Annotated in this window: 12 protein-coding genes; 7 read left to right on the top strand and 5 right to left on the bottom strand. The window is 61.5% G+C overall.

Translation table 11 applies throughout. The features are described from left to right. Positions 1–82: 82 nt before the first annotated feature. Genes hmgA through CWC48_RS05115 form a run of 4 tightly spaced genes read left to right on the top strand, consistent with a single transcriptional unit; the run spans position 83 to position 4,713 of the window. Positions 83–1,366, top strand: coding sequence for a homogentisate 1,2-dioxygenase (hmgA, locus tag CWC48_RS05130; RefSeq protein ID WP_100491443.1), 1,284 nt, complete (start codon positions 83–85; stop codon positions 1,364–1,366). A 3-nt stretch (positions 1,367–1,369) separates the two neighbouring features. Beyond that, positions 1,370–2,656: a fumarylacetoacetase gene (gene fahA, locus CWC48_RS05125; RefSeq protein ID WP_078047024.1), complete on the top strand. Its 1,287-nt coding sequence runs from the start codon at positions 1,370–1,372 to the stop codon at positions 2,654–2,656. Positions 2,657–2,668: 12 nt separating this feature from the next. Next, positions 2,669–3,304: a maleylacetoacetate isomerase gene (maiA, locus tag CWC48_RS05120; protein ID WP_100491442.1), complete on the top strand. Its 636-nt coding sequence runs from the start codon at positions 2,669–2,671 to the stop codon at positions 3,302–3,304. A 50-nt stretch (positions 3,305–3,354) separates the two neighbouring features. Continuing rightward, positions 3,355–4,713 (top strand): aromatic acid/H+ symport family MFS transporter, encoded by a 1,359-nt coding sequence (locus CWC48_RS05115; RefSeq protein ID WP_100491441.1) that lies wholly within the window; start codon positions 3,355–3,357, stop codon positions 4,711–4,713. Positions 4,714–4,737: 24 nt separating this feature from the next. Here the strand turns inward: CWC48_RS05115 and CWC48_RS05110 are convergent, their stop codons facing one another. After that, entirely contained in the window at positions 4,738–5,541 is an 804-nt protein-coding gene (locus tag CWC48_RS05110) for a SirB1 family protein (protein WP_100491440.1), read from the bottom strand. A gap of 187 nt (positions 5,542–5,728) precedes the next feature. Between CWC48_RS05110 and CWC48_RS05105 the strand changes: the two genes are divergently transcribed. Continuing rightward, a complete protein-coding gene (locus CWC48_RS05105; RefSeq protein WP_078047028.1) occupies positions 5,729–6,748 on the top strand; it encodes a Glu/Leu/Phe/Val dehydrogenase dimerization domain-containing protein in 1,020 nt (339 codons plus the stop codon). Positions 6,749–6,754: 6 nt separating this feature from the next. Here CWC48_RS05105 and CWC48_RS05100 read toward each other — a convergent pair whose 3' ends face one another. Then, a complete protein-coding gene (locus tag CWC48_RS05100) occupies positions 6,755–8,062 on the bottom strand; it encodes an acetamidase/formamidase family protein (RefSeq protein ID WP_100491439.1) in 1,308 nt (435 codons plus the stop codon). Positions 8,063–8,315: 253 nt separating this feature from the next. On the opposite strand from CWC48_RS05100, the gene CWC48_RS05095 reads away from it, so the two are divergent. Beyond that, complete coding sequence (locus CWC48_RS05095) at positions 8,316–9,029, top strand: dienelactone hydrolase family protein (protein ID WP_100491438.1); 714 nt, start codon at positions 8,316–8,318, stop codon at positions 9,027–9,029. 89 nt (positions 9,030–9,118) lie between these two features. Here CWC48_RS05095 and CWC48_RS05090 read toward each other — a convergent pair whose 3' ends face one another. Next, on the bottom strand, positions 9,119–9,379 hold the full coding sequence (locus CWC48_RS05090) for a YebG family protein (RefSeq protein ID WP_016978245.1): 261 nt from the start codon (positions 9,377–9,379) through the stop codon (positions 9,119–9,121). A 272-nt stretch (positions 9,380–9,651) separates the two neighbouring features. Here CWC48_RS05090 and CWC48_RS05085 point away from each other — a divergent pair, with 272 nt between their 5' ends. Beyond that, positions 9,652–10,140, top strand: coding sequence for a phosphate-starvation-inducible protein PsiE (locus tag CWC48_RS05085; protein WP_078047031.1), 489 nt, complete (start codon positions 9,652–9,654; stop codon positions 10,138–10,140). Here CWC48_RS05085 and CWC48_RS05080 read toward each other — a convergent pair. Then, positions 10,137–10,451: a DUF3509 domain-containing protein gene (locus CWC48_RS05080; RefSeq protein WP_078047032.1), complete on the bottom strand. Its 315-nt coding sequence runs from the start codon at positions 10,449–10,451 to the stop codon at positions 10,137–10,139. The genes CWC48_RS05085 and CWC48_RS05080 overlap by 4 nt on opposite strands. A gap of 219 nt (positions 10,452–10,670) precedes the next feature. Beyond that, the gene (locus CWC48_RS05075) at positions 10,671–11,957 is read right to left on the bottom strand and encodes a serine/threonine transporter (RefSeq protein WP_078047033.1); all 1,287 of its coding nucleotides are present in this window, start codon (positions 11,955–11,957) and stop codon (positions 10,671–10,673) included. Position 11,958: the final 1 nt, after the last annotated feature.

The following is an 11,958-nucleotide window of genomic DNA, read 5'->3' as shown; positions in this document are numbered from 1 at the left end:
TAGCTTGACGGTCGATAGTGATCAAATTACGTTATGCGTAACTGGATTACGATAAAAACAACTTCCGCTCAGAGGACGATCCATGAACCTCGAATACCTGTCGGGCTTCGGCAATGAATTCGCCAGCGAAGCCCTACCCGGCGCACTGCCCGTCGGCCAGAACTCCCCGCAAAAAGCGCCCTATGGGCTGTACACCGAACTGTTTTCCGGCACGGCCTTCACCATGGTGCGCAGTGAAGCCCGCCGCACTTGGCTGTACCGCATCCAGCCATCGGCCAATCACCCGGCGTTCAGCAAACTTGAACGGCAGTTGGCCGGTGGGCCGTTGGGGGCAGTGACGCCTAATCGCTTACGCTGGAACCCGCTGGATATTCCGAGCGAGCCGACGGACTTTATCGATGGCCTCGTGGGAATGGTCGCTAATTCCGGGTCGGAAAAACCCTCGGGCATCAGCGTCTATAACTACCGCGCCAATCGCTCGATGGAGCGCGTGTTCTTCAACGCCGACGGCGAATTATTGATCGTGCCGGAACAGGGCCGCCTGCGCATCGCCACCGAGCTTGGCGTGCTGGACGTCGAACCGCTGGAAATCGTCGTGCTGCCGCGCGGCCTCAAATTCCGCGTTGAGCTGCTGGACGCCCAGGCGCGTGGCTACGTTGCCGAGAACCACGGCGCCCCGCTGCGCCTGCCGGACCTGGGGCCCATCGGCAGCAATGGCCTGGCCAACCCGCGCGATTTCCTGACGCCGGTGGCCCACTACGAAGACCTCAAGCAACCCACCACACTGGTACAGAAGTTCCTCGGCGAACTCTGGGCCTGTGAGCTGGACCATTCCCCGCTCAACGTGGTCGCCTGGCATGGCAATAACGTGCCATACAAATACGACTTGCGCCGCTTCAACACCCTCGGCACCGTGAGCTTCGACCACCCGGACCCGTCGATTTTTACCGTATTGACCTCGCCCACCAGCACCCATGGCCTGGCCAACCTCGACTTTGTGATCTTCCCGCCGCGCTGGATGGTGGCCGAGAACACCTTCCGTCCGCCGTGGTTCCACCGCAACCTGATGAACGAATACATGGGCCTGATCCAGGGCGCCTACGACGCCAAGGCCGAAGGCTTCCTGCTCGGCGGTGCGTCCTTGCACAGCTGCATGAGCGCCCACGGCCCGGACGGCGAAACCTGCACCAAGGCGATCAATGTGGACCTGGCGCCGCACAAGATCGATAACACCATGGCCTTCATGTTCGAGACCAGCCAAGTGCTGCGTCCGACCCAGTTCGCCCTGGACTGCCCGCAACTGCAACCGTCTTATGACGCGTGCTGGGCCTCGTTGCCCGCCACCTTCAACCCGAACCGGAGATAACCCATGACGCAGCCGACACCTACCCGCAGCTGGGTGGCCTCCGCCAATGGTCACAGCGATTTTCCCCTGCAAAACCTGCCGCTGGGCGTGTTCAGTATCAACGGCTCTGCACCGCGCGCTGGCGTGGCGATTGGCGACTCGATCCTGGACCTGCACGCCGCCATCGATGAGTTCGACGGTGAAGCCCGTCGCGCCGTCGACGCGACAGCCGGTGGCCAGCTGAACGCCTTTTTCGAACTGGGCCGAGGCCCGCGCGTGGCCCTGCGCGAGCGCCTGCTGGAACTGTTGACCGAAGGCAGCACACTGCAGACGCGTGAAGCGCAAGTGCTGCACCGCGCTGCTGATTGCCAGATGCACCTGCCGGCGCGGATCAATGACTACACTGACTTCTATGTCGGTATCGAACATGCGCAAAACGTCGGCAAATTGTTCCGACCTGATAACCCTCTGCTGCCGAACTACAAGTACGTGCCGATCGGTTATCACGGTCGTGCCTCGACCATCCGCACCTCGGGCACCGACGTGCGCCGCCCCAAGGGCCAGACCTTGCCCGCCGGCCAGACCGAACCGACCTTCGGCCCATGCGCACGCCTGGACTACGAACTGGAGCTGGGCGTGTGGATCGGCCAGGGCAATGCGATGGGCGATTCGATTGCCATTGGCGACGCGGCGGAGCATATCGCCGGTTTCTGCCTGCTCAATGACTGGTCGGCGCGGGATATCCAGGCCTGGGAATACCAGCCGTTGGGGCCGTTCCTGTCGAAGAGCTTCATCACCACCATTTCACCGTGGGTGGTGACGGCCGAGGCGCTTGAGCCGTTCCGCACAGCCCAACCGGCGCGGCCTGAGGGCGACCCGCAGCCGCTGTCATACTTGCTGGACAAACGTGACCAGGCCGCTGGCGCCCTGGACATCGAATTGGAAGTACTGCTCACCACCGCCGCCATGCGCGAGCAGAACCTGCCGGCTCATCGGCTGGCCCTGAGCAACAGCCTGTATATGTACTGGACCGTCGCGCAATTGGTGGCCCACCACAGCGTCAACGGCTGCCAGTTGCAGGCCGGTGACCTGTTTGGTACGGGCACCTTGTCGGGCCCGCAAGCCGGTCAGTTCGGCAGCCTGTTGGAAATGACCGAGGGTGGTAAAAAGCCTGTCGAGTTACCGTCTGGCGAAGTGCGCAAGTTCCTCGAAGACGGCGACGAAATCATCCTGCGCGCCCGCTGCAGCCGCGAAGGGTTTGCGTCCATCGGCTTCGGCGAGTGCCGTGGCACCGTGGTCGCAGCGCGCTAGGAGGGCAGGGTGATGGAGCTCTATACCTACTACCGTTCCACCGCGTCGTACCGGGTGCGCATTGCCCTGGCGCTCAAGGGCCTGGATTTCTCCGCCGTGCCGGTCAACCTGTTGGTGCCGGCGGGCGGTGCGAATCGCCAGCCCGAGTACCTGGCGATCAACCCGCAAGGCCGTGTGCCGGCCTTGCGCACCGATGAGGGGGAGTTGTTGATCCAGTCGCTGGCGATCATCGAGTACCTGGAGGAACGTTATCCACAGGTGACGTTGCTCTCCAACGACCTGGTGGCCCGTGCGCATGCGCGTGCGGTGGCGGCGATCATCGGCTGCGATGTCCACCCGCTGCACAACTCCAGCACCCAGAACCTGCTGCGCCAGTGGGGGCATGACGAGGCGCAACTGCTGGAGTGGATTGGCCATTGGATCAGCCAGGGGTTGGGGGCAGTGGAGCAGTTGATTGGCGATCAGGGGTATTGCTTCGGCGATACGCCGGGGCTGGCTGATGCGTTCCTGATTCCGCAGTTGTATGCGGCTGAGCGCTTCAAGGTTTCGTTGGCGGCGTACCCGCGTATTGGGCGGGTGGCGGCGTTGGCGGCGCAGCATCCGGCATTTATCCAGGCACATCCCGCCAACCAACCCGACACCCCATAGCCCGACAACGTTGTGCTTGACCCTAAAAATAAAAACAAAGGTACCTTGCGATGCACAATCAGATTGCCAGCTTCCGCGCGGCACTCGACGCCCGTCCGGTGTCGCGCTATCAGTGGTTGATTCTCCTGTTGCTGGTGACCGATGGCTACGACGCGCAAGTGCTGGGCTATGTGGTGCCGGCGCTGGCCAAGGACTGGGGGCTGGAAAAAGCCGCGTTCGGTCCGGTGTTCAGCGCCAACCTGCTCGGGCTCACGCTGGGCTCGCTGCTGGTGACACCCTTGGCCGACCGCTTTGGCGTGCGGCGCATTCTGCTCGGCTGCGTGCTGATCTACGCCAGCCTCACGGTGCTGATGGTGTTCGCCAACTCGCTGACCACCTTGATGGCCGCCAGGTTTATCTGCGGTATCGGCATGGGGGGCGCCATGCCGAGTGCCATGGCGTTGATGTCGGAATACTCCCCACCACGCTTGCGCACCTTGATGGTGACCCTGGCGGCCTGTGGTTTCTCGTTTGGCGGGGCGGCGGGTGGGTTTGTGGCGGCGGGGTTTATCGAAGGCTTCGGGTGGCAGGCCGTGTTTCTGGCCGGTGGCGTGACGCCGCTGCTGTTGTTTCCGTTTCTGGTGTGGCTGCTGCCAGAGTCGCTACCGCGCTTGCTGCGTGATGCACCACCTTATGCGCGGCTGCAGAAAGTCACCTCACGCATGCTGCCGGACTGGCAACCGCCGCGGGCGAGCGAGGCGCAAACCCAGGAGGAGCAAGGCAGCAAACTGACCGTGGTGGAGTTGTTCCGCAACGGCTATGCACGCCCGACGTTGCTGATCTGGGCGACCTTCTTTGTCAGCCTGATCTTGCTGTACTTCATGATCAGCTGGTTGCCATCGTTGCTGCTGGAAAGTGGCTTGGCGCTGAAAGAAGCCAACCTGGTGACTTCGATGTTCCTGTTTGCCGGCACCCTGGGTGCCATCGGCATGGCCTGGTTCGCCGACCGCTTGAAAAGCAAAGTGCGGTTGCTCTCCGGCGTGCTGGCAGCCGCTGCGGTGTGCACCATCCTGCTCGGCCTGAACCATGACAACCCGCGCTACCTGGTGGCCTGTGTGTTTGCGGCCGGGATTTGCATCATCGGTGGCCAACTGACCCTCAATGCCTTTGCCAGCAATTTCTACCCGGCGCACGTGCGCGCCACGGGTACGGGCTGGGCGTTGGGCGTGGGTCGGTTTGGCTCAATCCTGGGACCACTGTTTGGCAGCATGCTGCTGGCGATGCATATCCCGGTGGAGCAGATTTTCTTTTTCTGCGCGATTCCGGCGGTGATGGCGGCGTTGTTGATTATCCAAGTGCGTTCGCCCGGGGTTGAGGCGCCGAAGAGCCCGCTGCCCGGCGATGTGCTCAGGGTGCCGGCGAAGGACTGATTCATCGCAGGAATAATGGTTTGCTCAATGCACCACTGTATTGGGCGGCAGATGCCCCAGCCGCTCGGTCAGGCGCAGGCGCTGGATCGGGTCTTCGCTGAGCATCAGCGCGTGTTCCAGGTCATAACGCTCGGCGTTGGGGCAGTCCAGCCGCTGGTACAGGCTGGCCCGCGCCAGGTAATCGGCGGCGCTGGCATTGCCCAGCTCCAGCACGCGCTCGGCGTCGACCAGGGCCGCGAGCGGCACATCGTTGGAAAGATGCAATTGGCGCAGGTTGCGTGACAGCCGTTGCAGCATCGAGCGCGGGTCGGCGGTGTGCAGGTGGTCGGCCTGCAATTTGAGGTTAGGGCCGTACTGGCGTTGCAGGAGGTCGCGGCAGTCATTGGGGTACAGGCGCCGGCCGCCGCACGGGTCGAGCAGGTGGTCGGCGCCGGGCACGCGCAGCAGGAAGTGGCCGGGGAAGTTCACGCCAACCAAGGGAATATCCAGGCGACGCGCCAGCTCAAGGGCGATCAGCCCCATCGCCAAGGGTTGCCCGCGCTTGCGCTGCAACACCTTGTCCAACAGGGCAGCAGCAGGACGCAGCGGGGTGAATTCGTCCTGCGCAAACCCCAGGTCATTCATACGCCGCAACAGCGGCTGGCCCAGCTCATCGGCAGGCAGCAGGGGCATGCCTTGGCTCACCTGCTGTTGCAGCAACGCCAACTCCTGCAGGATCACCAGCGGCTGCACCGCCGGGTCGTGCTCGGCGGCTATCCACAGCGCGGCTTCAAACAGCGCAGGGGGCGAGCGTTCCAGGCAGGCGAAAAAGGCTTTGCGGGGATTCATTGCATTCTCCGGCGGATGCCCCCGTTTTAGCCTTGCTGGGAATTTTCGTCCAGTGGCTTAGGAAATATCCTGCGTGCTTATGTCGCAAGCCCTCCTAAAACGGCCGTCTTATTCCAGCGTGGTCCGGCAGTTTTTTACCGCAAGCCTATACTTGGCCCACTACCAGAAGTGATTCGGGAGCTTGACGATGTTTGCTCTCATGCACAGCACCCGCCTTGAATCGCTGCACCTGAGCGTCGACCCGGTCACCGGGCTGAAGGCGGTCATCGCCATCCATAACAGCCGCCTGGGCCCCGCGCTCGGCGGCTGTCGCTATCTCTCCTACCCCGACGACGAAAGCGCCGTGGCCGATGCCGCGCGCCTGGCCCAAGGCATGAGCTACAAGGCCGCGTTGGCAGGCTTGCCGGTGGGCGGTGGCACCGCCGTGATCCTGCGGCCGGCCCATGTGGAAAACCGCGCGGCGCTGTTCGAGGCCTTTGGCCGTTGCGTCGAGCAACTCGACGGTCGCTACATCACCGCCACCGACAGCGGCACCTCGGTGGCCGACATGGACTGCATCGCCCAGCACACCCGTTTTGTCACCAGCACCACCGCTGCCGGCGACCCGTCTCCACATGCCGCCATGGGCGTATTCGCCGGTATCCGCACCACGGCCATGGCACGCCTGGGCAGCGATAACCTCGAAGGCCTGCGGGTGGCGATCCAGGGCCTGGGCAATGTCGGTTATGCCTTGGCCGAACAACTGCACGCCGCCGGGGCCGAACTGCTGGTCAGCGACATCGACCACGGCAAGGTGCAATTGGCCATGGAACAACTGGGCGCCCATCCCATCGCCAATGACGCCTTGCTCAGTACCCCCTGCGACATCCTCGCGCCCTGCGGCCTCGGCGCCGTACTCAACCGCCAGAGCGTCGGCCAACTGCGCTGTGCCGCCGTCGCCGGTTCCGCCAGCGCGCAATTGACCAACCTGCAAGTGGCCGACCAACTGGAAGGACGCGGCATCCTCTACGCCCCGGACTATGTGATCAACTCCGGCGGGCTGATCTACGTCGCACTCCAGCACAGCGGGGCGGATCTGCCGACCATCACTGCGCACCTGTCCAACATCGGCAAACGCCTCACGGAAATCTTTGCCCACGCCCAGGCCGAAAAACGCTCACCCGCGCGGGTGGCGGATGAGCTGGCGGAGCGATTGCTGTATCGCTGACGCAGGTCAGAGCGAATATTTTTCGCGCACAAGTGGGCCGACACCCAGGCGATCAAGAATGTGCATCGGGCACAGGATCGTGACGCGGACAGTGCCCGGCAACCGGCTTATTTCAATCGAGCCGTTAAGCGTTGCACGGTTGCGTACCTCATCCATAGAAAGGCCGGTGACCGCAGCCGCGCGTTCCAAGCCGTTTTCCGTCGCAAGGTTGAGGTCGGCTCCGCTGCCGATAAAGGTAATGGGCCCATTGTCTTCGATTTCGACCTGCCCCCAGCGCTCGCCCAGTGCCTTGACTTGCAGCCGTTGCTCGGCGGTCATGGGGCGTGCCATGGGCGGCAGATCGTCAAGGTTTTGCAGCAGGATCGGGCCGTCGAGGGTCAACCCCTTGATCACGTGGGCGGTGAGTTCGGTTTCCCCCGACACATCGGTGGCATGCCCGGCAATTTCACCATTGCCTTGCTGGGCATGCATATCTCCCATGTACACCCCGGCGCCGGGGACTCTTACCGGACAAATCAGGACGCAACCTTCGCGTACCGAGTTGGTGTCCATGTGCCCGTCGGTTTTTGCCGCATGCAGTTGTTCGTGTGTCATGCCGTAGCGGTGAGGGGCGCCGACCAGGTATTGCCCGAAGTCGGCGCAGTTGTGGGAATCCGGCAAATCCCGTGAAGGCGTAGTACCGATATTGCCCAGGAACGGCCGCATATGAGCCGCAAGGCCAGGGATGTCGGCGCGGGCCAGGGACAGAATGGAGTGCTGGGCGGACAGTTCCGGCAACGCCGCCATCTGCGGTGCCTGGCCGGCAAGGCGGTCGGCCACGGCCTGGTTCACGGTCAGGCTCACTTGGTGCTCGGCATCGAACACGATGACGTAGCCATGGCTGAAACGAAACGCGCTGACCTCTGCATCGCAGGCATTGCAGCGGATAGCCTCTGCGCCGATGCCTTCGACATGGCTGGCGGGATGCTCTTGCCCGCAATTGGAGCAGAATTTGGCGACAAAGGGGTCGCCGTGATAGCGCCCTTCAACAAAGCGCATGACGCCTGAAGAGGTGGCGTGGGACGTCACGCGCATACGTATGATCTTTAGGGCCACAGCGTCACCGACTTCGGCGCCGGCGATGAATACGGGTTGAGTCACCTCATGGCCCCCCTCAAACGCGGGCGTGATCATCGGGCCCCAGCAACCCGGCGGGGTTCCTGTGATGAGCGTACCGCCGTCGGCGAGCGGGCCGAGCATTTTCTGGCTGGGGCCGATGAGCCCGTTGGTGTAGGTGTTGACGATCAGGCGATCAACCGGTGCTGGGTTGTGCATTTTTTATTCTCCGGGTCCTATGTGATTGAACCTTCACCTTTGGTCGCGGCATGTTGATCATGGAAGGTTCAGGCAGGCCCAGTAGACAAGTGTTTTGTATCCCGAATATGTCGCGCGGGGGCGCTAATACACAGTGGTACATAACGACGGGAGAGGAAGGTTTGTAACCGTAAAAATCCTGGTAGGGTTCTGAGGGCGGGCGCTTTGAGGTGCTTGCCAGCTATTGTTTTCCTACTTGCCGCGGAGAGTTTTCATGTCCAATCAAGCAACAGCGCAGTCCGTAACGTTCAAGCGTCCAGACGGTGCCGAGGTCAATGGCTACCTGGCCAGCCCTGCTGTACTGGACGGGGCGCCGGCCATCGTATTGATTCAGGAGTGGTGGGGGCTTAACGAGCAGATCAAGGGCGTGGCCATTCGCCTGGCCGAGTGCGGTTACCGGGTATTGGTACCGGACCTTTATCGCGGCGCTTCCACAGTGGAAGAGGAAGAAGCCCACCACCTGATGGATAGCCTGGATTTCAGTGATGCGGTGTCCCAGGACATAAAAGGCGCGGTGCGCTACCTGCAGGCCGACTCGAGGAAAGTCGGCGTGACTGGCTACTGCATGGGCGGGGCATTGACGCTGTTGGCGCTCAATGCCATTCCGGAACTGGCCGCGGGTGTGGTCTGGTATGGCTTCCCGCCGCTTGAATACCTGGATGCGGCAAAAATCAAAGCACCGCTGATTGGCCATTGGGGCACGCAGGATGCTTTTTTCAACATCGAAACCGTCGCGGAGCTGGAATCAACGCTGCACGCGGCAGGCGTGGACGCCACGTTTTACCGCTACCTGGCGCGTCATGCCTTTGCCAACGAGACGGCGATCGGCCGTGGCCGCATACCCGACACACAATACGATGCCGCATGGTCGCAACTGGCGTGGGACCGCACGTTGACCTTCTTCGGCAAAACCTTGTGGCAGGCATAAGGTGTAAATAGCTTTCGGTAAAGCGATGAGTAGCCCGGCTGCCGGAACCTGATGATTCAACGCGAATCAACGGAGGCGGGCCGGCCTCCTTACTCTGCCTCTGGCTGCCCGATCTCAGCCAGGGCGCTGGCGTTGTTCTTGAACGCTGCTGCAAAGGCGGCGCGGTTCTTGGCCATGAAAATACCGGCGTCTTCTGCCTGCTTTTCAGTCAAGCCTTCCACGTTTTTCAACAGGACATCCATCAGAGACTCTGCCAGCTCAAGCATCTGGTCGTGTGCGTCGGCTAGTTTGCGATCCACGAATGTAGTCTCCAAGTCGCGGGTACTGCGATACAGGGTTTCAACAGCCATTTTTTGGCCTCGTCATCAGGGTGCAGTAGTGAAGGGGAGTAGCCCTTGCTTCGGGTGTTGCTGAGTGCTGTTTATATATACAGTAAAAAGGTTAAGCGAAACCACAGCGTTTGGGTAGCAGTTTTTTAATGTAGCCCGTAAATACAGCTCAGGCGTGCCTCATGTCACGCCGCCATCATCTTATACCTGCCTCTGGCCTTTTTTCTGCATGCAGAACAACCGTCACGTCCAACCCGCATTATCCGGTCGAGTCGACCTAAGGAAGCATCATCGTGAAGATCAATTGGGCCGAAAGGCTGCGCCAGAACGTACACGGGCTGGCCGAGTCCCTGGGCAATCTGTTCGTCGAGTCGTTCCACTACCTGGCGCTGTTCGCCATTGGTGCGGTGACCGCGTGGGCAGCGGTGATGGAGTTTCTGGGGATGCTCGAGAATGGGCATATCAAGATCGATGACATCTTGCTGCTGTTCATCTACCTCGAATTGGGCGCGATGGTCGGGATTTACTTCAAGACCAACCACATGCCCGTGCGCTTTCTGATCTACGTGGCAATCACCGCGCTGACGCGCCTGCTGATTTCCAACGTGTCCCACCACAACCCGCCCGACATCGGCATCATCTACCTGTGCGGCGGGATTCTGCTGTTGGCGTTTGCGATCCTGGTGGTGCGCTATGCGTCTTCGGCGTTTCCTTCTGTAAAGGTCGAAGGCCCGCGTCGCAAGGGCGAGGCGAGCCTGGAAACCGAGAAGGGCGAGCTTTAAAGGCCGACGCTGAAGGGCAGGGAGCGGGCTGGCGGCCGCTGTAGCACTTTGTGGTCGCCATCGGTCATCACCGCCAGGATCTCCATGGCGCTGTGGCCCTGTTCGATGGCAATGCCGAATTGGATGCTCTGTACCAGGCGCTTCAGGCGCTTGGGATCATTGCGTTGTTCGGCGCTGATCATGCGTTTAGCCACCACGCCTTGATCGTTGGAGAGGGTCAGCATGATGCTGCCGTCCAGGCGCTGGATGCTCAGGTTGACGCGGTATTGCGGGGTGAAGGTGTCGGTGATGATCTGAAAAGGATTGTCCATGGTGCGTTACCGCCTGATAAGAACATGCAGTCATTGACGACCGGTGTCGGGATTAGTTCGCGTCTCCTGACCATCGGCCACTCCGTCGCTGAGGTTTTCACAAGGTCCGTTTCCCTCCACAGCTGTACAGCAAAGGCCGTGCCGCATAAGGCGCCGAGCCGTTATTGCGGGACATGAAAAAGGCGAACCGAGGTTCGCCTTTTTGTTGGGTGATCTATTTCAGGGCAGTACCGAGAAAACGATCGCAGACAGCGCAATCAAGCCGATCACCACCACAAACACGTTCGACAGCTGGCCCGAATACTGGCGCAAAGATGGCACGCGACGGATCGCGTACATCGGCATCAGGAACAACAGGCACGCGATGATCGGCCCGCCCATGGTCTCGATCATGCCCAGGATACTTGGGTTGAAGGTGGCCACGGCCCAGCAGGTCAGCACCATGAACAGCGCGGTGCAGCGCTCCAGCCATTTCGACGACATCGAACGATTGCGCCCGCGCAGGGATTTGACGATCAGGCCCTGGAAACCTTCACTCGCGCCGATGTAGTGGCCGAGGAAGGATTTGGTGATGGCCACGAGTGCGATCAACGGCGCCGCGTAGGCGATCACCGGGGTCTGGAAGTGGTTGGCCAGGTACGAAAGGATCGAGATGTTCTGGGCCTTGGCCGCTGCCAGGTCGGCTGGCGACAGCGCCAGTACGCAGCTGAAGCAGAAGAACATCACAGTCAGCACCATCATGCCGTGGGCGGTGGCGAGTATGCCGCTGCTTTTGCGTTCGGCCTGTGCGCCGTACACGCGTTTCTGGTCGACGGCGAACGCGGAGATGATCGGCGAGTGGTTGAAGGAAAACACCATCACCGGGATGGCCAGCCATAGCGTCTTGAAGAAGATCGGCAGTGGCATGCCTTCGCCAGCTGAGGCGAAGAACGCGCCATTCCAGTTGGGGATCAGGCTCACGGCCAACAGCAACAGGGCGGCCACGAAAGGGTACACCAGCACGCTCATGGCCTTGACGATCACGCTCTGGCCGCAGCGCACAATGGCCATCAGGCCGAGGATCAGCACCAGCGACAGGATGGCCCGGGGCGGTGGGGTCATGTGCAGTTGGTGTTCCATGAAGCTGCCCAGGGTATTGGTCAGCGCCACGCTGTACACCAGCAGGATCGGGAAGATGGCGAAGAAATACAGCAGGGTGATCAGCTTGCCCGCACCGACGCCGAAATGTTCTTCGACCACTTCGGTGATGTCGCCGGATTTGCCCGACAACACAAAGCGCGTCAGCCCACGGTGGGCGAAGAAGGTCATGGGGAAGGCCAGCAGGGCCAGCACGATCAGCGGCCAGAAACCGCCGACGCCGGCATTGATCGGCAGGAACAGGGTGCCTGCGCCGATGGCGGTGCCGTAGAGGCCCAGCATCCAGGTGGTGTCGTGTTTGGTCCAGCCGGTGGTCACGGTGTTTTCTGCAACAGGATTTTCGGCAGCAGGTGTACGTACATCGGTCATC

The sequence above is a fragment of the Pseudomonas sp. S10E 269 genome (genome assembly GCF_002798465.1).
GTDB lineage: Bacteria > Pseudomonadota > Gammaproteobacteria > Pseudomonadales > Pseudomonadaceae > Aquipseudomonas > Aquipseudomonas pergaminensis.
Note: the sequence above shows the minus strand (reverse complement) of the source record. Positions and strands in the feature narration are given on the sequence as shown.